Here is a 24,686-nt window from a genome sequence, read left to right on the forward strand (position 1 = left end):
AGCGATTACGCTTAACTCCGACTGCCCACAATAGAAAGTGAGAGCTGTGGAAACGAGCAACAACCTCGCGGTGGACACGCTTGCGCGTGTGCTGATGCCGAAGAAGGGCGAGCCGCACGACGTGCGCATGCTGTACCTGATCGAGCAGGAGCAGAACAAGCAGCGCCTGCGCTGGTCGGACCGGACGAGTTTTGAGGTTCCGGCTGGCAACGAGGTTTCCTTCGAGACCTACTTCAATGCGTTCCCGGCGAGCTACTGGCGCCGCTGGTCGCAGCTGGACACCGTCGTCCTGGCGATGACGGTTCAGGGTCGTGCGACGATTTCGGTGTACCGCTCGAAGTACGACGGCACCCGCATCAGCGTGACCAACGTGGACGCGACCGGCTACACGGAGATCCCGCTGAAGCTGGGCAACTTCGAGGACGGCGGCTGGCTGTGGTTCGACATCACCGCCGAGGAGGACACGCGCATCTCGGATGCGGCGTGGTGCTCCCCGCAGGAGCCACAAGAGCAAGTGCTTGACGACGGCACCGTGGTCCCACCCCAACCCAAACAAGTCGCCGTTGGCATCCCCACGTTTAACCGTCCCCGGGATGCGGTCAACGCGTTGCATGCGTTGGCTGAGGATCCGTACGTGGAGGCGTCGATTAGCAATGTGCTCATGCCCGACCAGGGCAACCAGCATCCGGCGGACGAGCCGGACTTCGCCGAAGCGGAGAAGAATCTCGGTGGCAAACTGCAAATTTTCCACCAGGGCAACCTGGGCGGCTCCGGCGGCTACTCGCGCATCATGTACGAGGCGCTCAACAGCACCGACGCGCCGTTCATCCTGTACATGGACGACGACATTGCCATCGAGCCGGACTCCATCGTGCGCTCCGTGCAGGCCGCGCGCTACGCCAAGCAGCCGATCCTGGTCGGCGGCCAGATGCTGAACCTGCAGGACCGCTCCCAGCTGCGCACCACCGGCGAGACCGTCGACCCGAACATCTTCATGTTCTCTGCAGCCAAGCACGCCGTGTACGACCACGACTTTGCCAAGTACCCACTCGGCTACGTGGGCACCGAGGAAGAGGATCTGGATCCGCGCAAGACCACCTCGCGCCCGCTGCACCGCCGCATCGACGTGGACTACAACGGCTGGTGGATGAACCTGTTCCCGCGCGTCGTCGCAGAGAAGATGGGCCTGCCGCTGCCGCTATTTATTAAGTGGGACGACAACGAGTACGCCCTGCGCGCCAAGGAAGCGGGCTTCCCAACCGTCACCTGGCCGGGCGTTGCCATCTGGCACATGGCCTGGGCCGACAAGGACGACGCCATCGACTGGCAGGCCTACTTCCACATGCGCAACCGCCTCATCGTCGCCTCCATCTACGGGCCGGACAACCCCGAGGCGATGCTGAAGAACATGCAGAAGTCCACCGCGAAGCACTACTTCTGCATGGAGTACTCCACCATCGCCATCCAAAACGAGGCAATGCGTGACTTCCTGAAGGGCCCGGACCAACTCTTCGACATCCTCGAATCCTCGTTGCCGCGCATCCAGAAGATCCGCAGCGAGTACTCCGACGCGCAGGTCCTGCCGTCCGCGACCGAACTGCCCGCACCCACCGGCGCGCCGGGTGTGCCGACGAACAAGATCGGCGGCCGCCTAGCCAAGGTGAAGAAGATCCCGTGGGCCGTTAAGGCGCTGCTGCACCTGCGTAAGGACGAAGACCGCGCCCACTGGGATGCCCCGCAGTTAAACCTCACCGCGGAGGAAGCCCGCTGGTACACCCTGGCACGTGTGGATTCCGCAACCGTGTCCACCGCCGGCGGCACCGGCGTGGCCTTCCGCAAGCGCGACAAGGCCCTCGCCGACAAACTTGTTGAAGAGCAAAAGCAGCTGCGCGCCGACATCAAGCAGCGCTGGCCGGAACTCAAGCGCATCTACCGCGACGCGCGCGAAGACCTCACCAGCCACGACAACTGGGGGAAGGTGTTCGATGCCCAGTAAGGAAACAGACCTGCTCGTCGCCATCCAGGACGCGCTGTATTCTCCCGCCACCGCCAAAGGTGCCCGTGTGCTCTCATACTTCGGTGAGCACGACCTCGGATGGTTGGGTGTAGCCGGGGTAGGGGCGGTCGTCGATAAGCAACGGCGCTCAAAGTGGCTCGCACTGGGCGTTGGCACCTTCGCCGCGCACGCCGCAACCGTGGTGCTCAAACGCATCGTGCGACGCCCACGCCCGAACGACCCGCGGGTGAAGATCGGGGTGGGAACGCCCTCCCAACTGTCGTTCCCGTCCTCGCACGCCGCGAACACGGGTGCTGCCGCCGCGCACCTGGCCAACATCACCGGAAAGAAGTGGCCGTGGCTGCTGGTGCCCGTAATGATGCTGTCGCGTAACGTGCTCGGCGTCCATTACCCGACCGACACCCTCGCCGGCGCACTGCTCGGCGCAGGGACGGCGAAGGCCGTGATTGAAGCGGAGAAGAGGATTTAAGTGGCACACACGCAAGAACCTATCGACGAGCCGCTGCTGAAGTCTGAACCCCACACCTCAGGTGTGGACCAGGTGATGAAGAAAACCCCACCGAAGAACCTCGTCGACGCGATGATCAAGGGGCTGCGCCCCAAGCAGTGGGTGAAAAACGTCCTCGTGCTGGCGGCACCGTTGGCTGCCGGCGCGGAAGCGTTCACCCGCCACACCGTGGTGGACATCCTGCTGGCGTTCATCGTGTTCTGCTTCGGTGCGTCCTCGATCTACCTGATCAACGACGCCCGCGACGTCGAATCGGACCGCCGCCACCCGACGAAGCGCTTCCGCCCGATCGCCTCCGGCATGCTGCCGATCAACCTGGCATACATCATGGCGGCGGTGCTCATCGCCGCGGCACTCGGCCTGTCGCTGCTGGCCACCGACGGCGCTGCACTGGCCTGGGTCATCGGTATTTATATTGCGCTGCAGCTGGGCTACTGCTTCGGCTGGAAGCACATCCCGGTGATTGACATCGCCCTGGTGTCCTCCGGCTTCATGCTGCGCACCATGGCCGGCGGTGTCGCTGCCGACATCGAGCTGTCGCAGTGGTTCCTGCTGGTCGCCGCGTTCGGTTCCTTGTTCATGGCTTCCGGCAAGCGCTATGCAGAACTGCTGCTGGTCAAGGAAACCGGCGCGGAGATCCGCCGCTCGCTGCAGGGCTACACCGAAACCTACCTGCGCTTCGTCTGGACCCTGTCCGCCACCGCCGTGGTCATGTCCTACGCACTGTGGGGCTTCCAGCTTTCCAACTCCGTCGAGGGCACCGCCGCCATCTGGTACCAGGTGTCCATGGTGCCGTTCGTGATCGCGATCCTGCGCTACGCCTCCGTCGTCGACGGTGGTCAGGGTGGTGCACCCGACGAGATCGCCCTCGAGGACCGAGTGCTGCAGCTTCTCGCCGCAGCTTGGATCTTCTGCATCGTCATGGCCGTCTATGTCGTACCAAACTTAGGTTGGTAGGCAGAAACGCAGTAACATCTGCGCAATGACCAAAAACGCCCGTATCTCCGCGCTCGCCGCAGCCGTGGTGGCGGGCGTTGCCGCATTCTGGGGCGGTTGGACCCGCCGCTGGATGTCCGACGACGGCCTGATCGTCCTGCGCACCGTGCGCAACCTGTTGGCCGGCAACGGTCCCGTGTTCAACGCCGGCGAGCGCGTGGAGGCCAACACCTCCACCCTGTGGCAGTACCTGATCACGCTGTTCGGGTGGCTCACGGATGCCCGTCTGGAAAGCATCGCCATGTGGCTGGCGTTGCTGTGCACCGCCGCAGCAGCCGCCACCGCCGCGTACGCCTCCGGCAAGTTCTGGGGCAGGGTCGGCCCCGTCATCCCGTTCGGCATCATCATCTATATTGCGCTGCCGCCCGCGCGCGACTTTGCCACCTCCGGGCTCGAGTGGGGCATGTCGCTGCTGTGGATCGCCATCTGGTGGGCGGCACTCGTCGCCTGGGCCGAGGACCCGGTCAAGCGCCGCGCGCCCTACGCCGGCTACTTCCTCGCGTTTTGGTCCGGCCTGTCCTGGTTGGTCCGCCCCGAACTCGCGCTCTACGGCGGGGTGGCAGGCATCATGCTCATCGCGTTTAGCCCCCGCAAAACGCTAGGCATCCTCGCCGTAGCGCTGCCGGTTCCCGCCGGCTACCAACTGTTCCGCATGGGCTACTACGGCCTGATCACCCCGCACACCGCGGTGGCCAAGTCCGCCAGCGGCTCTGAATGGGCCCGCGGCTGGGAGTACTTTGCGGACTTCTTCGGCTACTACTGGCTGGCCCTGCCTCTCCTCGGCGCTGCTGCGGTGGCGGTGTGGTTGTTGTGGGGTGCGAGGGGGCGTCGATTAGCAATTGTGTGTTTGACCACCGGCGTTGCACTCGCGCACATGCTGTACGTACTGCGCGTCGGCGGCGACTTCATGCACGGCCGCATGTGGCTGCTGCCCCTGTTCGCGCTGTTGCTGCCGATGATGGCGGTGCCGTACACCAAGGTCACCGCCGCCGTCGGTACCGCGCTGGTCGTGTGGGCCAGCGTGATCGTGCTGCGCGCCCACCCCATCGACTGGGAGCCCTACAACACCGGCGAAAAAGAACTCGGCATTGTCGACGAGCGCGACTTTTGGACCATGGCCGTCGGCCGCGACGCCGGCGACCCACCCCTGTACGCCGAAGACTTCCTCGGCTCGAAACTCATGGGGGACTGGAACGAGGCCATCGAGCAAGGCCTCGAGGAGGACGCCGCCCAGATCAGCCTGGCCGTCGTGAGCTCTGATCCAACGCGCTACAAGTGGTTTGTGCGCGAGCGCCAGCCCGACGCAACCGACCAGCGCGATCTGGAGCTGACCGCCTACATGGTCAACCTTGGCATGACCAGCATGAACTCGCCGCTGAACACGCGCATCCTGGACACGGTCGGCCTGGCCACCCCGATTGCCGCGCGCATGCCGCGGGTGCCGGACGGGCGCATCGGCCACGACAAGGAACTGGGCCTGGAGTGGCAGGTGGCGGACACGGATGCGGATCTGGACAAGTTGCCGCAGTTCGTCGATAGGCAAAAAGCGCAGGACGCGCGCGAAGCATTGCGTAGCGACGACATCGCCGACCTGCTGGCCACCTCCCGCGAACCCATGAGCTGGGACCGCTTCTGGGCCAACGTCCGCTACTCGTTGGGCCCGGGCCGCACGCTCACGCTTGACGACGACCCCACGCACTACCTCAGTCACACCAGCCCCACCCGACAAATCGCCTGGCCGACCGAGTGAATAGCGGACTATGTTTCGGGTTGGTAACGTGAACGTGTCTTTTGCCTGAAAACACGTCTCGAGGGGAATGCATGAACACTCGAACCTCCGTGCGCCGTAAACTCACCGCGGTGCTGGTCGCGATCCTCAGCGCGATCTCCATCGTGAGCGCGCCACAGGCCGCCGCGGCCAACCGTGACTGGCTGCGCCCCGGCTGCACCTGGGACCGGGTCGGCTACTGGGTCCAGCGCTGCAACGTGTGGTCGGCCGCAATGAACCGCCACATCCCGGTACAGATCCAGCCCGCCCAGCGCGGCGGCAACGCGGGCCTCTACATGCTCGACGGCCTGCGTGCGACGGAGCGCACCAACGCGTGGCTCAACGACGTCAACGCGGCACGCACCTTTGTTAACCACAACATCACCCTCGTGCTGCCGGTGGGTGGACAGTCGTCGTTCTACACCGACTGGAACGCCCCGGCGACCTACGACTTCAACAACCCGGTGACCTACAAGTGGGACACGTTCCTGACCAAGGAGCTGCCGCCGTACCTGCAGCAGCACTTCGGCGTGTCGCCGACGAACAACTCCATCCTCGGCCTGTCCATGGGTGGCACCGCCGCGGTCAACCTGGCTGCGCTGCACCCGAACCAGTTCCGTCAGGTGCTGTCCTACTCGGGCTACCTGGCCACCACCATCCCGGGTGGTCAGACCGCGCTGCGCGCCGCGCTTCTCGACGGCGGCATGTACAACGTCAACGCCATGTGGGGCTCCTCGCTGAACCCGCGCCGCTTTGAAAACGACCCGTTCCTGAACATGGGCAACCTGCGCGGCAAGGACGTGTATGTCTCCGCAGGCTCCGCCGTGCCGGGCCCGGCCGACGAGAAGTACCTGCCGCAGCACCGCGCCTCCGGCATCGCGCTCGAGGGCGTTGCCAACGCGACGACGCGCGCCTGGTCCGCCAAGGCCACCGTGACCGGCGTGAAGCACACTGCCGTGTTCACCCCGACCGGCCTGCACAACTGGGATCAGTTTGGCAGCCAGCTCGAGGCCACCAAGCCGCGCATCCTGAATGTGATGAACGCCTGGTAGTTCCCGGATTTCCAGCCAGGTGAGGGCGCGTGCGGATGTGATCCGCACGCGCCTTTTGTTGTTTATGGAAGTGTTTGCGGAAGTGTTTGCAGTAACGCCCCGCGTGTCGCGCTCGATTAAACCCTCAAGTGAAACTTAAGATTTAGGGCGATACTCTTGTGACACAAGTAGCCCGACGAGGTAGGAGACTCATGCGAGACAACCGGATCACCCCCACCAGGCTCACCGCAGCCCTGCTGCCTGCCGCGCTGGCTCTCACGCTGGCGCCGTCGGCCGCAGTCACCGCCCAAGCACAGTCCTCGGACCTTTCGTCGCTGTCGTCGAACCGCGGCATCTCCGACGGTCTGCGCCCGTCCGACCCGCCAAAGCGCACTCCGATCGAGGTGGAGAAGAACCCCGAGATCCCCGGCCTGCCGGAGGGCGTGAAGGTGGACCGCATCGAGTGGATCACCAGCCGTCGCGTCGCCGTATTCATCAAGTCCGCGGCCATGCCGAAGGAACTCATCCAGGTGCAGATCCTGCTGGCACGCGACTGGCACTCCAACCCGACCGCGAAGTTCCCGGAAGTGTGGGCGCTCGACGGCCTGCGCGCGCGTGACGACGAAAACGGCTGGACCATCGAAACCAACATCGAGCAGTTCTACGCCGACAAGAACGTCAACGTCATCCTCCCGGTCGGCGGCGAGTCCTCCTTCTACTCCGACTGGCAGCGGGAGAACAACGGCAAGCACTACAAGTGGGAGACGTTCCTGACCAAGGAGCTCGTCCCGGTGCTGAACAACGAGTTCCGCTCCAACGGCAAGCGCGCCGTTGTCGGCCTGTCCATGGGTGGCACCGCCGCAGTCAACCTGGCTGAGCGCAACCCGCACCTGTTTAACTTCGTCGGCTCGTTCTCCGGCTACCTGGACACCACGACCACCGGCATGCCGTCCGCGATCAAGGCCGCGCAGCTGGATGCCGGCGGCTACAGCGCCGAGGCCATGTGGGGCCCGCTGGGCTCCCAGGACTGGATCGACCACGACCCGAAGCTGGGCATTGAGAACCTGAAGGACATGACGGTCTACGTCTCCTCCGGTTCGGGCCGCGACGACTACGGCAACGCCGAATCCGTGGCCAAGGGCCGCGCGAACGCTGCCGGCATGGGCTTGGAGGTCATCTCGCGCCTGTCCACCCAGACGTTCGTGGACTACGCCTCGCGTACCTCCGTCAAGCCGATCGTGCGCTTCCGCCCCTCTGGCGTGCACTCGTGGGAGTACTGGCAGTTCGAGATGGCACAGGCATGGCCGTACATCGCTAACGCCCTCGACGTGCCGGAGGCTGACCGTGGCTCCAAGTGCAACCCGATCGGTGCGATCGCAGAAGAGACCAAGTCCGGCGTCATCGGCACCTGTGTCAACGACGAGTACAACGCGGGCAAGGACGGCAAGGGCAAGGCCCAGGACTTCCGCGGCGGTACTGCGTTCTGGTCCCCGAACACCGGCGCGCACGCCCTGTACGGCGCAATCCTGGCCAAGTACAATGCGCTCGGCGGCGCCGCTGGCTGGCTCGGCTTCCCCACCACCGGCGAGCTCCAGGCACCGGACGGACAGGGCCGCTTCGTCCACTTCGAAAACGGCTCCGTCTACTGGACCGCGAACACCGGCGCCTACGCCATCCCGGGCGACATGTTCAAGGCATGGGGTGCCAACGGCTACGAGACCGGCGACCTGAAGTACCCGGTCGCCGAGGCCAACAAGGTTGGCGACGGCTACGTGCAGAAGTTCCAGGGCGGCTACCTCACCCGCAACCCGGACGGCAAGCACTACATCGTCCACGGTGCGATCGGCGAGAAGTACGGCGAGATCGGCACCGCCACCTCCGAGCTCGGCTACCCGAAGTCCAACGAGATCGCCATCAAGGGCGGCTTCTTCCAGGAGTTCGAGCACGGCAACATCTACTGGTCCGTTGCCACCGGCGCCCACACGATTCTCAAGGGCGACATCTTCAACGAGTGGGGCAAGCGTGGCTACGAGCAGGGCGAACTCGGCTGGCCGGTGAAGGACATGGCGAAGATTCCGGCTGGCGGTCTGACCATCGACTTCCAGCACGGCACGGTTGAGCAGGTCAACGGCGTGGTCAACGTAAGGAAGAAGTAATGCGCAGATTCGCCCTTTGCTTGACGACGATCACCTGCACCGCCGCCTTAACCGCCTGCGGTGGAGCCACCGTGGACTCCGAGGACGTCACCGAAACCGCGGCCACCTCGGCCACGGAAACGGCCACCTCGGCCACTGAGTCGGGTACCGCGTCCGCGACGGAATCCGCGACGGCGTCGTCGGCTGCGGCGCCGGGGTCGTCGTCACGCAATGGCGCCGGCGACCAACCCGCACGGGAAGTGGAAACCGTGCCCACCCAGGTGCCTTCATACGCGCCGGAGGAGCAGGCGTTTCTGGATCACCTCAGGCAAAACGGGGTGAACGTCGACGGTCTTGAAGACCAACTCACAGCAACCGGGTTTACCGTGTGCGACGACGATACGATCACCCGCGACGCCGTCGCCGGGCAACTGGTCGAACAGCGCCGCACCGACATGGACGCGCGCACCGTAGCGACCCTGCTCAGCGACACCGCTCGCGCCAACCTGTGCGGCTAACCCCGCACGTGTAAGGAGTTTTCATGCGCCGATCGCGCAACGTTGTCGTCGTCGCTGCCGTGATTGTGGTGCTTGCGCTTATCGGCCTAGGTATCTACCAGTGGCGCACCACCACCGACAGCGACCTGCCGTCGGCGAGCAAGCCACCAGAGTCGAGCGCGCCCGAGCGTGTCGACGAGCCCGACTGGTGTCCCGCCGTCGAAGTCATCTCCGTGCCGGGCACCTGGGAATCCGCGGCAGACGACGACCCGTTCAACCCCCAGGCCAACCCGGCCAGCTTCATGCTGTCCATCACGCGCCCGCTGCAGGAGATGTACGACATCAACCACGTGCGTGTGTTCACCGTCCCGTACACCGCGCAGTTCCGCAACATCCAAACCGCGCACGGCCGCGCCGAGATGACCTACGACGACTCCCGCGCCGAGGGCACCGCGAAACTGCGAGGCGAACTGGACTTCGTGGCGCGCACCTGCTCGTCGACAAAGTTCATCATTGCGGGCTTTTCGCAGGGTGCGGTGATTGTGGGGGACGTGGCGTCGTCGATAGGCAATAGCGAGGGTCCGATCAACCCGGACCGTCTGCTCGGCGCGATGATGATCGCCGACGGACGCCGAGAAAACGGCGTGGGCATCAACCCCGGCGCCGAAGTGCACGGCACCGGCGCGGAGATCGTCCTGCAGCCGCTGCAGCGCGTCGCCGACGCCGTCACCCCCGGCGCCACCATGACCGGACCACGCCCCGGCGGCTTCGGTCTCGTGGAGGATCGTGCCTACGAAATCTGCGCGCCGAACGACACCGTTTGCGACGCCCCACTGGGTGTAGGCAACGCGATCGAACGCGCAAACGCACTCATTTCGGCTAACGGCAATCATGCACTATATGCCACAAATCCGGACGTGATTCCGGGCTCGACAGTGCCCGAGTGGGCTGTCAATTGGGTCCGTGACGTGGTAGAGAGTTTGTAACTCGAATACAGGTGTAAAACAAGGAGTTTTTCGATGGATCTTCAGCAACTGACCGCCCAATTCATCGGCCCCGACGGCGACATCGCCCTGCCAGAACACTTCACCCTGCCCCGACTCGCCGAAATGATCCACCAGGCCCAACTGCAGGCCGGCGGCGGCGACGCGATCAACGTCCGCGCGTGGGACTTTTCCACCGACCCAGCTGGTGTGGAAACAACGTTCACCCGCTCCGAGGTCAACACCCGCATCAAGGCCGTCGCAGCACGCCTCGCCCAGGTCGGCGAGCCGGGCGCACGCGTCGCGCTGATGGCGCCGAACTCCGCCGAGTACGTCTTCGGCTTCATGGGCGCGCTCTACGCCGGCCAGGTGCCGGTGCCGCTGTACGACCCGACCGAGCCGGGCCACGAGGGCCACCTGCGCGCAGTGCTTGGCGACGCCGGCGTCCAGATCGTGCTCACCAACTCCGCCGCCGCCCCCGCCGTGCGCCGCTACTTCGCCGACCTGCCCGGCACCGAGCGTCCCCGCGTCATCGCCGTGGACTCCCTGCCGGACACGCTCGCCGAGTCCTACCAGCCGATCCCGCCCGTGCCGGGCGAGGACACCGCGAACCAGATCTGCTTCCTGCAGTACACCTCCGGCTCCACCCGCAACCCGGCCGGCGTGATGATCACCAACGAGGCGCTGGTCACCGACGTTCTGCAGATCAACGACGCGGTGAAGTTCGAAACACCGATGCGCATCCCGACCTGGCTGCCGCTGCACCACGACATGGGCATGATCGTGGCCATGATCGGCGTCGTGCTGGGCCAGGAGATTGAGATCTTCGCCCCGCGCGACTTCATCCAGCAGCCGAAGCGTTGGGTGGAGCGCCTGTCGCGTCGCGACGACGACCTCGCCGACATCCACGTCTACACCGTGATCCCCAACTTCGCCCTGGACCTCGCCGCCCGCTACGCCGCGCCGGAATCTGCGGACCAGTACGACTTCTCCGCCGTGGAGTGCATCATCATTGGCTCCGAGCCGGTTACCCGCGCGGGCGTGACCGCGTTTATCGACGCGTTCAGCGCCTCCGGGCTCGACCGCTCCGTGCTGCGCCCGTCCTACGGCCTGGCCGAGACCACCCTGCTGGTATCCACCGACCGCACCGATGAGCGCCCGAAGTTCATCGAGTTCGACCGCGACGCACTCGCAGAGGGCAAGGCCGTCCCGGCGGAAGGCGGCGTGGCTACCGCGTCGAACGGCCAGCCGGTGAACTGGATGCACTTCGCCATCGTCGACCCGGAGACCCGCAACGAGGTCGAAGACGGCACCATCGGTGAAATCTGGGTCCACGGCAAGAACGTCGCCGCCGGCTACCTGGACCGCCCGGAAGAGACCGCCGCGACGTTCCACAACACCATCGGCGAAACCATCCAGGACGGCATGCCGAAGGACAACTGGTGCGCCACCGGCGACCTGGGCACCATGCTCGACGGCCACCTGTACATCACCGGCCGCGTCAAGGACCTCGTGGTCGTGGCGGGACGCAACCACTACCCGCAGGACATCGAAGCCACCGTCATGGAGTCCACCGACCACGTGCGCAAGGACTCCGTCGCCGCATTCGCAGTGCCTGGCGACGACGTCGAGCGCCTCATCATCATGGTCGAACGCGCCGACAACGCCTCCGCCGACGGTGACGCAGCCGCCATCGACGCCATCCGCTCCGCCGTCACCGCCAAGCACGGCATCGCCCCGGAGGTCGTCGAGTTCTACGGTCCGGGCGAGATCGCACGCTCCTCGGCAGGCAAGATCGCCCGCCGCGTCAACGCGAAGCGATTCACCGATCGCGAACACGCTGCAACGCAGTAACAAAACCCCGCCGGTGGGCGATAGTCTGAGCTGTTATGAACGAGCATGATCTGATTCAGTGGCTCACCAGCTGGGTTGAGCGCGCCACCGGCGTAGATAACGTCGACCCGACCACGCCGCTGGAGACCTACGGCCTCGCATCCCGCGACGCCGTGATCCTCTCCGGCGAACTGGAAACGCTCCTCGGCCGCCGCGTAGACCCGACCATCGCCTACCAGTACCCGACCGTCGCCGCGATCGCCGCGGCGCTGACGGCGGTGAAGGCGGAGGGGCCGGTAAGGCGTCGTCGTCAAGCAACTGCGACCCCTGGCACCCACGACATTGCCATCATCGGCTCCGCCGGCCGCTTCCCAGGCGCCAAAAACAACGCCGAATTCTGGCAAATGCTCATCGAAGGCCGCTCCGCCACCGGCCCACTTCCCGCACCACGCTGGAATGAATACCTCGGCGACCCCGTCGTCCGCACTAAAATGTCGGAAGAAAACACCGACGGCGGCTACATGGACGGCATCGCCTCCTTCGACCACGAATTCTTCGGCGTCTCCCCACTCGAGGCCCAAAACATGGACCCGCAGCAACGCATCATGCTCGAAGTTGCGTGGGAAGCCCTCGAAGACGCAGGCCTCGCACCCAGCAAGCTGCGCGGCGAACCCGTCGGCGTGTTCGTTGGCTCGTCCAACAACGACTACGGCATGCTCATCGTCGCCGACCCAGCCGAGGCGCACCCGTACGCGCTGACCGGCGCATCCTCCGCGGTCATCCCGAACCGCATCTCTTATGCCTACGACTTCCGCGGCCCGTCCATGAACGTGGACACCGCCTGCTCCTCGTCGCTGGTGTCGGTGCACCACGCGGTGCGCGCGCTTCGCGACGGCGAAGCCGACGTCGCCCTAGCCGGCGGCGTGAACATCCTGGCCAACCCGTTTGCCTCGCTCGCATTCTCTGAACTTGGTGTGATCTCGCCGACCGGGCGCATCCACGCGTTTTCCGACGACGCCGACGGCATCGTCCGCGCCGACGCCGCAGGCTTCATCGTGCTCAAGCGTGTCGACGACGCCATCGCCGACGGCGACAACATCCTCGGCGTAATCAAAGGCTCGGCCACCAACTCCGACGGCCACTCCAACGGCCTGACCGCCCCCAACCCGGACGCCCAGGTAGACGTGCTGCGCCGCGCCTACGACGACGCCGGCGTGGATCCGCTGCAGGTCGACGTGGTCGAAGCCCACGGCACCGGCACCATCCTCGGTGACCCGATCGAGGCCACCGCACTCGGCGAAGTCCTCGGCCGCGGACGCGACGCTGGCTCGCCGCTGCTGCTGGGGTCGGCGAAGTCCAACATCGGCCACTCCGAATCCGCCGCCGGCGTCGTCGCGCTGATCAAGGTGATCGAGGCGCTCAAGCACGACACGATTCCGGAGTCCATTAACTTCACCGCCCCAAACCGCTACGTCGACTTCGACACCGAGCGCATCGAGGTCGTCCAGGACCCGCGCGAGTGGCCGCGCTACTCCGGCCGCCGCATCGCCGGCGTGTCCGGCTTCGGCTTCGGCGGCACGAACGCGCACGTGGTCGTCGCCGACTTCGACCCGGCCGACTACGACACCCAGGCACCCGAAACCGAGCCGTCCTTCGAGGGCGTGGCTGCGGCGGCGTTGCCGGTGTCGGGCCTGCTGCCCTCTCGTCGCAAGGAAGCTGCCGGCGCGCTCGCCGACTTCCTCGAAGGCCGCCCCGACACCGACCTCATCCCGGTGGCGCGCTCCCTGGCCAAGCGCAACCACGGCCGCTCCGCCGCCGTCGTCCAGGCCACCACCACCGAAGAAGCCGTCAAGCGCCTACGCCAGGTCGCTGCCGGCAAGATCGGCCCCGGCATCGCATCCGCCGACGCACCGACCCCCATGGGCCCCGTCTTCGTCTACTCCGGCTTCGGCTCCCAGCACCGCAAGATGGCCAAGGAACTCATCGCCCGCTCGCCGCTGTTCGCCCGCCGTATGCGCGAACTCGACGAGATGGTCAAGTTCCAGGCCGGCTGGTCCATGCTCGAGATCATTGAAAACGACGAACTGACCTACGACACCGAAACCGGCCAGGTCACCATCACCGCCATCCAGATCGCGCAGACCGACCTGCTGGCCTCCGCCGGCATCACCCCGGCCGCCACCATGGGCATGTCCATGGGTGAGATTGCCGCAGCCTACGGTGCCGGCGGGCTGAGCGACGAGGACTGCATCCTCATCGCCACCGCCCGCGCCCGCCTCATGGGCGAAGGCGAAGAAATGATTGCCGGCACCGACCAAGAAGGCGCGATGGCGGTTGTGGAGTTGTCGCGCGAGGCGTTGGCGGAGTTCGTCGATAAGCATGAGCAGGCTGCAGGCGTTGAGCCAGCCGTCTACGCGGGCCCCGGCATGACCACCGTCGGCGGGCCGTCGAAGGCCGTCGACTACATCGTCGAGGCACTCACCGCCGAGGAGAAGTTCGCCCGCAAACTCAACGTGCGCGGCGCCGGCCACACCAGCGCGCTCGACCCGATCATGGGCGAGCTCGCTGGCGAAATCGCAGGCCTGGACGCCCGACCGCTGCGTGTCCCGCTGTTCTCGTCCGTCGACCGCGGCGAGGTCTACCAGCCCGGCCAGACCATCCACGACGACGCCTACTTCCTGCGCATGACCCGCCAGCCGGTCTACTTCCAGGACGCCACCGAAGCCGCGTTTGCCGCCGGCCACACCACGCTTGTGGAGATCACCCCGAACCCGGTTGCACTGATGGGCATGATGAACACCGCGTTCGCCGCCGGCCAGCCGGATGCGCAGCTGCTGTTCACCACGAAACGCAAGGTCGACGAGCTCGAGTCGCTTTTGGACCTCGCCGCCAAGCTCTACGCCGGCGGCGTGCCGGTGGACTTCGGCGCCTTCTACGGCGCAGGCAAGGTCATCGACGCGCCGAAGATGGCGTTTAAGCAGGTGGATCACTGGACGCCGGCGAGGCCGTCGTCGGCAAGCACGTCGCTTTTGGGCTCCCGTGTGACGCTGCCGAGCGGCGAGGTTGCGTTCGCGACCGCCGCCGACCAGGTCTTCAGCCCGCACCAGCTCATCGAGGCCGCCGCGGCTGAGGTAGCCGAGGGCGCGCGTGTCGTCGCTACGGAAGAGCACGGCTACCTGCCCGCCGACGGCGAAGTGACCACCGTGGTCGCCTCCTCTCTCGGTGGCGTGTCCGTCAAGGTGTACGACGGTTCCGCGCTGGTTGCGGAGGGTTTCGCCTCCACCATCGACCGCGCCCCGGTTCAGGGCGTCATGGAGCCCACGCGTAGCGACGACACCCCGGCCGCCGCCTCTGACGAGGACCAGGACGACGACATCGACGCCGTGCGCTGGGACCCCACCTCCGGCGAGACCGTTGCCGAGCGCCTGCGCGGCATCGTGTCCGAATCCATGGGCTACGACCCCGAGGACCTGCCCGACGAACTGCCGCTGATCGACCTCGGCCTCGACTCCCTGATGGGCATGCGCATCAAAAACCGGGTGGAAAACGACTTCCAGATCCCACCGCTGCAGGTGCAAACGCTTCGCGACGCCTCCGTCGCCGATGTCATCCGCATCGTCGAAGACGCCGTCGCAGGCCGCACCGACGCCCCGCAGCCGATGGCTGTCAACGACGAGGCGCGCGACCCGGCCGCTGCTGCCGAAAAGACCCAGGGCGTGGGCGTCGCCCCGCGCGACGCGTCCGAACGCATGGTGTTCGGTGCCTGGGCGAAGTACGCCGGTGCGGCGGCTGCTGGTGTGACGTCGGATTTGCCGGAGATTAGTAAGGAGCAGGCGGGCGAGATCGCCGCGCACCTGACCGAGCGCTCCGGCATCGAGGTCACCGCCGAGGATGTGCTGGGCGCCGAGACGCTCGAACCGCTTGCGAACAAGGTCCGCGAGGGCCTGGAGACCCCGGTCGACGGCAACATCCGCGTCTTCCGAGATGGCGACGCCGCCAAGAACCCTGTCTTTATTTTCCACCCGGCGGGCGGGTCGTCGTCGGTGTACGCGCCGCTGGCCCGCCGCCTGAATAAGGACGTCCCGGTCTACGGCGTCGAACGCCTGGAGGGCTCCCTCCAGGAGCGTGCCGCCGAGTACGTCAAGGACATCGAGCGCATCGCAGGCGAGCGCAAGGTCATCCTCGCCGGCTGGTCCTTCGGCGGCGCCCTGGCCTACGAGGTCGCATCCCAGTTGGGCAACGACAAGATCGACTACATCGCGCTTTTGGACACCACCCAGCCGTCTGAGCCGATCCCCGACACGCTCGAGGAGACCAAGGCTCGTTGGGGCCGCTACGCCGCCTTTGCCAAGGAAACCTACGGCCTGGACTTCGAGGTGCCTTACGAGCTGCTCGAGACCGCCGGCGAAGAAGCGCTGCTGACCATGCTCACCGAGTTCCTGGCCAGCACCGACGCTTCCGAACACGGCCTGGCCGCCGGCGTCCTGGAGCACCAGCGAGCGTCGTTTGTGGACAACCAGATCCTCAACCATCTCGACTTCACCCGCTGGGCGGACGTCGACGTGCCGGTGCTGCTGTTCCGCGCCGAGCGCATGCACGACGGCGCCATCCAGCTCGAGCCGAACTACGCCCACATTGACGAGGACGGCGGCTGGGGCGCTATCGTGAGCGACTTGACCATCGTCCACCTGTCCGGTGACCACTTGGCGGTTGTGGACGAGCCGGCGGTGGGCATCGTCGGTAAGCACATGAACGCATGGATCGAAGGGAAGCGATGAGTACCGCCGACAAACTCGCCGACCTGCGCGAACGGCTAGACAAAGCGCAGGACCCGGGCTCGGAACGCTCGCGCAAGCGTCGCGACGACGCCGGCCGCACCACCCCGCGCCAACGCATCGACGCCCTGCTCGACGAGGGATCCTTCGTCGAAATCGGCGCGCTCGCCCGCACCCCCGGCGACCCGGACGCCGTCTACTCCGACGGTGTGGTCACCGGCTACGGGCGCATCGACGGCCGCCCCGTCGCCGTCTACGCCCACGACAAAACCGTCTACGGCGGCTCCGTCGGCGTGACGTTCGGTCGCAAGGTCACCGAGGTCATGGAGTTCGCCATCAAGATCTCGTGTCCCGTGATCGGCATCCAGGACTCCGGCGGCGCCCGCATCCAGGACGCGGTGACGTCGCTGGCCATGTACTCCGAGATTGCTAAACGCCAACTGCCGCTGTCGGGTCGCGTCCCGCAGATCTCGATCATGCTGGGCAAGTCCGCCGGCGGCGCCGTCTACGCCCCGGTGACCACGGACTTTGTCATCGCCGTTGACGGCGAGTCCGAGATGTACGTCACCGGCCCGAACGTGATCCGCGAGGTCACCGGCGAAGACATCACGTCCGCCGAACTCGGCGGTGCGCGCGTACAGGAGCAGGCCGGCAACATCCAGGCCGTGGTGGCTACGGAGGAGGACGCCTTCGACTACGTCAAGGACCTGCTGGCCCACCTGCCCACCTCCACCTTCGACGCGGCCCCCGTCGTGGCGGCCCCCGCGGACGACGAGTTGGACGACTCCGCACTCGATTCCTTCATGCCCGACGACACCAACGCCGGCTACGACATGATGGATCTGCTCGTGCAACTTGGCGACGACGAAGACCTCGTCGAAATCCAAGCCGGCTACGCCGAAAACCTCATCTGTGCCTTCGGCCGCATCGACGGCAAGGCAGTCGGCTTCGTCGCCAATAACCCGATGTACGCCGCTGGCTGCATCGACGCGGACGCCGCCGACAAGGGCGCGCGCTTCATCCGCACCTGCGACGCCTACAACATCCCCATCGTCTATGTCGTGGACACCCCCGGCTACCTGCCCGGCGTGGAGCAGGAGCGCGAAGGCCTGATCCACCGCGGTGCGAAGTTCGCGTTCGCCGGCGTGGAAGCCACCGTGCCCAAAGTGACGCTGGTCGTGCGCAAAGCCTACGGCGGCGCGTATGCGGTGATGGGGTCGAAGAACCTCAACGGCGACATCAACCTCGCCTGGCCCACCGCCCAGATCGCCGTGATGGGTTCGGCGGCGGCGGTGGTGATGCTGCAGGGCAAGCAGCTCGCCGCCATCGAGGACCCTGATCAGCGCGAGGCCATGAAGAAGATGTTCATGGACTTCTATGACCAGGAGATGACTTCCCCGTACGTGGCTGCTGAGCGGGGTTACATCGACCAGATGATCGAGCCCAATCAAACACGCATTGCTTTACGACGAGCCCTTCGCCAATTGGCCACCAAACAAGAATTCGACCTTCCTAAGAAGCACACCATCAGCCCCCTGTAAGAAAGGCCCTTCTTCTATGCTTTCCTCCACCCTCGACCTGTTCGGCGACCTTGTCAGCATGATCATCTGGTTCATCAACGGCATCCAGACGGGTGATCCGCTCTGGAACTTCGGTTCGAGCTTCTAGGCCTGGACGCCGAAAACGCACCCGTTTGGTTGGCGGGTGCGTTTTGTTATTTGCGCACGAGTTTTGCGATTCCGCGCCAGCCGAGCATGAGCAGCGCGGACATGGTCGTCGCCACGATGATGAACGACCAGTGGGGGATCGAGCCGTTGCGGATGCCCCAGATGACCAGGCCGGTGATCACGGTGACCGGCCAGATGATGCCGCCCTTGTTGTCACGGGCGATCAGCCATCCCAGCGTCACACCCAGGGCGAACGGCCACAGGGTGGACAGCCAGCCGGTGAAGTTGAACGGCATGGTTTCGGATTGGTGGGCGGCGCGTGCGAGCAGCGCGAATACCGCGATGGCGACGTAGTCGGCCGCGATCGCGGTGGGGCGTGTGATTCGTTTCGTCATACTCGCAGATGGTAGCGCCCGAACAGCGCGTCCATGATTCCGCCGGGCCTAAACACCGGGTACCCGCGCGGTGAAACCCACACCGGCCGGCCCCGGATCCGTTCGATCCTTCCGCGCCGGTTGGTGTGGCGGGGATCGTCGTGGTTGACCCGGTTGTGGTACCTGCACAGCGGCACCAGGTTGGCCAGGTTGGTCTCGCCACCCTGGGACCACGCCGTGATGTGGTGGAACTCGCACATATCCGCCGCCACCCGACATCCGGGTACGGGGCACATCGGGGTGGCCATGCGGGCTAAGTCGCGTTGCTTCGCGTTGGCCACGCGCTGGGTCCGGTACAGGTTCACCGGCCCGGCCTCGGGGTGCACGAGCGCGACCTCGGTCGGGAACATCTCGCCCAACAGCGCGGCGACGTATTCGGCGCCGGTGATGGTGGTGCCGTCGGAAAGTGCGAGCAGGACGTCGTCGCCGTGGTCGGCGAGGATTGTCACGTGCTGGTCCGCCGGCACCGCCACGATCGGGCGCGGCGCCGGCACTTGCACCCCGCCGCCCACGGTGAGCATGTCGGCGAACCGGGCGAACATTTGCGGGCCCGCCGGCTTCGACACGTCCAGCCCGGCGCGCAGCTGCTTTTCCAGCGCTGCTAGCACGTGTTCGTCGCCGCAGCCGGAGAACTTCCGCTTCCCACCGCGTGAGGCAGAGAAGCGGAAGGCGTCCTCGGGGGTGCGGGCGTCGTCGGGAAGCAATTCGCGCGCGGCTTTCTGCACCGCCCGGTAGTCGCCGCGCACCTCCAGCAGCGCAAGCCGCGGCGCCCAGCGCTCGTTGACTGGCAGGCGCTTCAGGCGGCGCTCGATGGCCACCAACTGGTGCAGCGAGAACCCCCGCGCCCGCTCCAGCGCCACCGCCTGCTTGCGGGTGTAGGCGGTGCGGCCGAAGTACACCTCGCGCAGCCCCGCCCACGCGGACACCTGCGCCGGGTCGAGGCCTGCCTGGAGGGCGTACTGCTCGTCGAAACCGGCGAGCGCATCAACGGCGCTGGCTAGCGTGTCCACGAGAGCAGTAAATGAGGTCATGCACTTCAACCTAAAGTGCCGGCCAAACTTGCGCAACACCCCTGTGGATAACTCGCGATTATGCCGTTGGTTTATCCACACGCCCCAGGTAGAAGGCGGAATAGACGATCCAGCCGATGGCGGTCACGAGCGCGAAGGAGATGGCGCGGTAGATGACGGTGGCGGCGGTGGCGTCGGCAAGCGAGAGCCCCCCGGCGACGAGCATGCCCACCGCAACGGGCTCCACCGTGCCCAAGCCGCCGGGCGTGACCTGGGCGGATCCCGCGAGTTTGGTCATGATGAACGCCAAGCAAATCCCCGACAGCGAAATACTTGACGACGACCCCACCGCCCACACCGCACACACCATCGTCGCAAGGTCGAGCAGCCGGTTACACAGCGACAGCCCGGCCGCACCTGCGAAGGCTGGGGCGGAGATGCGGATGGCGGAGACCTGGTCGATCACCGCCACGGCGCGCTCGTGCACGCGCGAGGGCAGGAAGCGCACCCAGCGTTTGAGCACCGCAGGGTTGAGCGTCGCCCAGAACACTGCGGCGATGGTCAGCGCGGCCGCCACCAGCGACAGCACGAGCGACGTCACCGACAGGTCGGCACCCAGCAGCACCACGGCGACGATGCCGATGAGCACCAGCCACACCGTGGACAGCGCACCGGAGACGACGAAGAACCACCCGCACAGGCCCGTCGACGCACCCCAGGTGCGCTGCACCCGGTACGTCAGCCACGCCGACAACGCCGGCCCGCCCGGCACGGTGGTGGACCACGCGTTGGAGGCGAACACGATCGCGTTGGTGCTCGCCACCCCCGTGATGCGCCCTTCGACGTTGAGCAGGATCTGCATCACCCCGGCCATCGCCACCAGCGCCAGCAAGGCTGTGACCACCGTGCCCAACAGCGGCAGCAGCGAAGCGGCCCGGAGGGCGCGCCAGGCGTCGCCGAAGAACGGCATCTGGTCGCGGAGTACTACCAGCACCACCACGACCAGAACGACCGGGGCGAGCCAGCGCAGCCAGGTCCTAGCGTTCAAGTTCTTTCTTCTTCAGCTGCTCGAGGGCGCGGCGCTGCTCGATGTCGCGCATGAGTTCGCTAAACGGCACCAGCGTCGCGTCCTCTTCGACGGAGACGCCGGCGCGGCCGGGCAGGGTGTCCACGACCATGTGCTCGATGGGGGTTTCGGTGGGTGGTGTCGTCGATACGCCAGAGCCCTCGCCGAGCGCACCCGCGGCACGTTTGACCCAGCGCGGCGCCCACCAGTTGTCCTCGCGCAGCAGGTGCATCACGCCGGGCACGAGCAGCAGGCGGATGATTGTCGCGTCGAGGGCGAGCGAGAAGATCATGCCGTAGGCGATGTACTTCATCATCACGATGTCCGACAGGGCGAACGCGGCGGCGACCACGATCATGATGGCGGCCGCGGCGGTGATAATCCCACCGGTATGGGCGGTGCCGTTCTTGATGGCGTCGTCGGTACGTGCGCCGTCTTGGCGGGCCTCCACCATGCGGGAGACCAGGAACACCTCGTAGTCGGTGGACAGGCCGTAGAGGATGGCGACGATGAGCACCAGGATCGGGCTCATCAGCGGACCCGGCGTGAAGTTGAGCACCCCTGCGCCGAGCCCGTCGACGAACACGGCGGTGAGGAAGCCGAGGGTGGCGCCGATGCCGAGGATGTTCATGATCACGGCCTTCGCCGGCAGGATCAGCGACCCGAACACGAGCGCCATGAGCAGGAACGTCGCGAGCACCATGTAAACGCCCATCCACGGCAGGCGCTCCAGCAGCGCTTCGATGGATTCGACTTCCATGGCGGGGGTGCCGCCGACGTAGGTGGTTACGCCCTCCGGCACGTCAATCTGACGCAATTGCTTGACGACGTCCGCCCCACCGTCCCTGTTCTCCAACGGCGCCGACAGCACCGTGATGTCGCCTTCGGTGGGGTAGTCGGGCTTGAGCGGGCGGGTGAAGCCGTCGATCTCGCGGGTCTGCATGACGATCTGGCCGAGCTGCGCGTTGTCGGCACCCTGGACCACGAGTTTCACCGGGTCGGTGCGGAAGGCGGGGAACTCTTCGTTGAACTCGTCCTGCGCTTGGCGGGTGACCTGGTTGGGCGGCAGGTAGGTTTCGTTGATGCCGCCGAACGCGATGCCGACAATCGGCACGGTTAGGGCGATGAGTAGCGCCGCCACCCCGACGACAACGGGGCGGGCGTGGCGCATCGCCCAGGCGGGGATCTTGTACCAGACCGTATCTTCCATGCTGCGCTCTTTGCGACGACGCACGGACAGGAAATCGATCTTGGGGCCCAGCATGCTGAACAGCGCCGGCAGCACCGCCACCGAAATCACCGCGGCGAGCACCACCGCGCTGATCGCACCGTAGGCAACCGACTTGAGGAACGCCTGCGGGAACATGAGCAGGCCGGACAGCGCGACGCCGACCATGAGGGCGGAGAAGAACACCGTCTTGCCGGCCGTGTTGGTGGTCACGGCGACGGCCTCTTCGGTGTCCAGGCCGCGGTCGAGTTCCTCGCGGAAGCGCGACACCATGAACAGCCCGTAGTCGATGGCCAGGCCCAGGCCGAGCAGCGTAATGATCGACTGGGAGAAGATGTTGACCTGCTGGAACTGCGCCAGCACCGCCAGCAGCGACAGGGAGCCGATGATGGACAGGATGCCCACGATCAACGGCATCGCAGCGGCCACCACGCCGCCGAACACAAACAGCAGGATGATGGCAACGAACACCAGGCCGATCTTTTCGGCGCGCGCGATGTCGTCGGCCATGCCGGTGTCCAACGCGTCGGCCACGGCGGTGGCGCCGGCGATCTGGGCGGTGCCGCCAGGGACCTCCAGCGCCTCGAGCGCGGGCTGGATGGTGCGGAAGTCCTTCAGCGTCTGCTCGCCGTCGCCCTTCAGCCCGATCGCGGCGAACGCCTTGGTGTGATCGGCGTTGACCAGTTGCGGGTTGGGCCGCTCGAAGTAACTGGTGATGTGCGCGATCTGGTCAGGGTGCTGCGCCTTCAGCTCCCCCAACTGCGTATTGACCTTATCGACGACCTCCGGGCTGTCCACCCCATCCGGCGCCGTCACCAGCAGGATCACGTCGCCGGAGTTGTCGCGGCCGAACGTGTCGTATTCGATCTGCGCCGCCGTCGTCGAATCCGCGCCCGGGTCTTCCCAGCCTTCTTGGGAGAGGCGGTCGGCGAGTTTGGATCCGAACAGCACTTGCATCAGCAGGATCAGCGCGATGACGATGACCGGGATGATGCGGCGGTGGCGGTAGGCGAAGTGGCCCCACTTGTAAAACACGGCGGGCTCCTAGTCTTTCGGGTTGTGCAAAAGCGCCTTGAGAGGGCGGAACGGCTGCAGCCAGGCGCCCTCGTCGGGCAGTTTGTCCAGGTGGACGCGCGGCAGCGGGTTTTGGAACACGCCCGGGATGTCTTCGAGGTCCACGAAGGTGACGTCGGGGGAGTTCACGGCCCAGGAGGCGTGTTCGTGGAAGCCTAAGACGGTGACGGGGACGTTGTCGTCGATAAGTTCTTGCAGGAGCTCTTGGAAGTTCTGCCCGTCTGCGGATGCGACGACAACGCCTTGGAGCACGCCTTCTTTACGACGACGCTCTATGTGGTCGATCATGTCACCGTCCACATCCGAGTCTTCCTCGCTCTTCGGCTTAGCAAAGACGGCGAAACCGACGTTGCGCAGCGCTTCCACCCACGGACGGATCGAGTCTGCGCCGGCGGGGGAGACGTTGGTGAACACGGTGGCTTCCGGCTCGACCTCGTAGCCGAGTTCGTCGGAGCGGTCGGCGGCAAGGTCGATGAGCCAGCGGCCGATGGCGTCGAAACGCGGGCGGTGCGCTGCAGTCGGGCGACCACCCAGGATCGCGCCGAGGCCCATGTCCAGGTTCGGGGCGTCCCACACCAGCAAGTAGCTCTCCGGCCCGGCCGGTGCGCCCGGGGTGTAGGGGTGGGTCATTGCCTGCAGGTCCATTACTTCTTCTCCCACAGGTACTCGCGGATCACGTGATCCTTGTCCAGGCCTTTGCCTTCGAACTTGGTGATCACCTGGCGGTCCGTCAGCATCGGCGCCTCGTCCCACGGCCAGCCCTTGTACTCCAGCATCGGCTCCACATTGACCAGTTCGTCGATCCACTCGGCGTAGTCGGCGTGGTCGGTGGCCACGTGCAGCACGCCGCCCGGCTTCAGGCGCGTGGCAATGAGGTTGAGCGTGCCGGACTGGATGATGCGGCGCTTGTGGTGGCGCGCCTTCGGCCACGGGTCCGGGAAGAAGATGCGCACGCCGTCGAGGGATTCCTCGCCGAACATGCGGGCCAGGACCTCCACGCCGTCGCCGCGCACCATGCGAATGTTGTCGATGCCGCCGCGCACCACCGCGCCCAGCAACTTCGCCAGACCCGGCTTGTACAGCTCCACGGCAACCACATTGGTGTCCGCCTCCAGCGGGGCCATCGCCGCGGTGGACGTGCCGGTGCCGGAGCCGATCTCCACGATGGTGGGGTGGCCGGAGCGGCCAAACCAGTCGTCGATATCAATGCGCTCGTCCGACCCCTCCGCCAGCACCTTGCCCAGGCGGGGCCAGTGCTCGTTGAACAGGGCCTCCTGGTTGTCGGTCAGCGTGCCGCGGCGAAAGGTCACGGAGCCCAGGCGCGGGTAGTCCAGGCCGGTTTCAAAATCAGTTTGCAAAGGGCGGCCAGCGGGCAACTCGCCCGTGCCCGACCGCGTGTTTTCAGAATTATTCATCGTGTTTATTGTCCATATGAACAGGTCAAACGCAAGTGTCCCGGCGAGGGGTGAGGGGCCGGGTTGTCACCCCCGTGTCGTCGATACGCATGCACCCCTGTCGGGGGTAGCGCGTTACCCCCGCCCAAAGTGTTATGAGTGCTCGGGCGTACTGGTTATATCCACTATGCTGTGGAAGTGCCCAAGGTTTGGCTTGAAGAACACACATTTCGATACTCTTGGGGCAAAACGCAACGATTATTGGGGTTG

The 24,686-nt window shown here is 65.9% G+C and carries 17 protein-coding genes; 11 read left to right on the forward strand and 6 right to left on the reverse strand.

Annotated elements, in window-relative coordinates:
- Window positions 1–46 precede the first annotated feature (46 nt).
- The 11 genes from HMPREF2617_RS02335 (at window position 47) to HMPREF2617_RS02385 (ending at window position 18,084) form a co-directional block, all read left to right on the forward strand.
- Window positions 47–1,996: a glycosyltransferase gene (locus tag HMPREF2617_RS02335; protein ID WP_141762985.1), complete on the forward strand. Its 1,950-nt coding sequence runs from the start codon at window positions 47–49 to the stop codon at window positions 1,994–1,996.
- Window positions 1,986–2,486 (forward strand): phosphatase PAP2 family protein, encoded by a 501-nt coding sequence (locus HMPREF2617_RS02340; protein WP_070839604.1) that lies wholly within the window; start codon window positions 1,986–1,988, stop codon window positions 2,484–2,486. The genes HMPREF2617_RS02335 and HMPREF2617_RS02340 overlap by 11 nt, the downstream gene beginning before the upstream one ends.
- Window positions 2,487–3,482, forward strand: coding sequence for a decaprenyl-phosphate phosphoribosyltransferase (locus HMPREF2617_RS02345; protein ID WP_070423325.1), 996 nt, complete (start codon window positions 2,487–2,489; stop codon window positions 3,480–3,482).
- A gap of 25 nt (window positions 3,483–3,507) precedes the next feature.
- A complete protein-coding gene (locus HMPREF2617_RS02350) occupies window positions 3,508–5,271 on the forward strand; it encodes an arabinofuranosyltransferase AftB family protein (protein ID WP_070839606.1) in 1,764 nt (587 codons plus the stop codon).
- A gap of 71 nt (window positions 5,272–5,342) precedes the next feature.
- Window positions 5,343–6,341, forward strand: a complete 999-nt coding sequence (locus HMPREF2617_RS02355; protein WP_070453278.1) for an alpha/beta hydrolase — start codon at window positions 5,343–5,345, stop codon at window positions 6,339–6,341.
- A 191-nt stretch (window positions 6,342–6,532) separates the two neighbouring features.
- Entirely contained in the window at window positions 6,533–8,476 is a 1,944-nt protein-coding gene (locus HMPREF2617_RS02360) for an alpha/beta hydrolase-fold protein (protein ID WP_070839609.1), read from the forward strand.
- Window positions 8,476–8,973 carry a DUF732 domain-containing protein gene (locus HMPREF2617_RS02365; RefSeq protein ID WP_070839612.1) on the forward strand — a complete coding sequence of 166 codons (498 nt, stop codon included), beginning with the start codon at window positions 8,476–8,478 and terminating at the stop codon, window positions 8,971–8,973. The genes HMPREF2617_RS02360 and HMPREF2617_RS02365 overlap by 1 nt, the downstream gene beginning before the upstream one ends.
- A 23-nt stretch (window positions 8,974–8,996) precedes the next feature.
- Complete coding sequence (locus HMPREF2617_RS02370) at window positions 8,997–9,938, forward strand: cutinase family protein (RefSeq protein WP_070423320.1); 942 nt, start codon at window positions 8,997–8,999, stop codon at window positions 9,936–9,938.
- A 33-nt stretch (window positions 9,939–9,971) separates the two neighbouring features.
- Window positions 9,972–11,789 carry a FadD32-like long-chain-fatty-acid--AMP ligase gene (locus tag HMPREF2617_RS02375; protein ID WP_070615576.1) on the forward strand — a complete coding sequence of 606 codons (1,818 nt, stop codon included), beginning with the start codon at window positions 9,972–9,974 and terminating at the stop codon, window positions 11,787–11,789.
- Window positions 11,790–11,824: 35 nt separating this feature from the next.
- Window positions 11,825–16,546, forward strand: coding sequence for a type I polyketide synthase (locus HMPREF2617_RS02380; protein ID WP_070839615.1), 4,722 nt, complete (start codon window positions 11,825–11,827; stop codon window positions 16,544–16,546).
- The gene (locus tag HMPREF2617_RS02385) at window positions 16,543–18,084 is read left to right on the forward strand and encodes an acyl-CoA carboxylase subunit beta (protein WP_070839617.1); all 1,542 of its coding nucleotides are present in this window, start codon (window positions 16,543–16,545) and stop codon (window positions 18,082–18,084) included. The genes HMPREF2617_RS02380 and HMPREF2617_RS02385 overlap by 4 nt, the downstream gene beginning before the upstream one ends.
- A gap of 173 nt (window positions 18,085–18,257) precedes the next feature.
- Here the strand turns inward: HMPREF2617_RS02385 and HMPREF2617_RS02390 are convergent, their stop codons facing one another.
- Genes HMPREF2617_RS02390 through trmB form a run of 6 tightly spaced genes read right to left on the reverse strand, consistent with a single transcriptional unit; the run spans window position 18,258 to window position 24,437 of the window.
- Window positions 18,258–18,605, reverse strand: coding sequence for a DUF3054 domain-containing protein (locus HMPREF2617_RS02390; protein ID WP_246815477.1), 348 nt, complete (start codon window positions 18,603–18,605; stop codon window positions 18,258–18,260).
- The gene (locus tag HMPREF2617_RS02395; protein ID WP_070839620.1) at window positions 18,602–19,675 is read right to left on the reverse strand and encodes an HNH endonuclease signature motif containing protein; all 1,074 of its coding nucleotides are present in this window, start codon (window positions 19,673–19,675) and stop codon (window positions 18,602–18,604) included. The genes HMPREF2617_RS02390 and HMPREF2617_RS02395 overlap by 4 nt, the downstream gene beginning before the upstream one ends.
- Window positions 19,676–19,733: 58 nt before the next feature.
- Complete coding sequence (locus tag HMPREF2617_RS02400) at window positions 19,734–20,702, reverse strand: lysylphosphatidylglycerol synthase transmembrane domain-containing protein (protein WP_070839622.1); 969 nt, start codon at window positions 20,700–20,702, stop codon at window positions 19,734–19,736.
- The gene (locus HMPREF2617_RS02405) at window positions 20,692–22,983 is read right to left on the reverse strand and encodes an MMPL family transporter (protein ID WP_070839624.1); all 2,292 of its coding nucleotides are present in this window, start codon (window positions 22,981–22,983) and stop codon (window positions 20,692–20,694) included. The genes HMPREF2617_RS02400 and HMPREF2617_RS02405 overlap by 11 nt, the downstream gene beginning before the upstream one ends.
- A 9-nt stretch (window positions 22,984–22,992) precedes the next feature.
- Window positions 22,993–23,667: an NYN domain-containing protein gene (locus HMPREF2617_RS02410; RefSeq protein ID WP_070839627.1), complete on the reverse strand. Its 675-nt coding sequence runs from the start codon at window positions 23,665–23,667 to the stop codon at window positions 22,993–22,995.
- Window positions 23,667–24,437, reverse strand: coding sequence for a tRNA (guanosine(46)-N7)-methyltransferase TrmB (trmB, locus tag HMPREF2617_RS02415; protein WP_070771333.1), 771 nt, complete (start codon window positions 24,435–24,437; stop codon window positions 23,667–23,669). The genes HMPREF2617_RS02410 and trmB overlap by 1 nt, the downstream gene beginning before the upstream one ends.
- Window positions 24,438–24,686 lie beyond the last annotated feature (249 nt).

The organism is Corynebacterium sp. HMSC070H05 (assembly GCF_001837615.1).
Lineage (GTDB): Bacteria > Actinomycetota > Actinomycetes > Mycobacteriales > Mycobacteriaceae > Corynebacterium > Corynebacterium coyleae.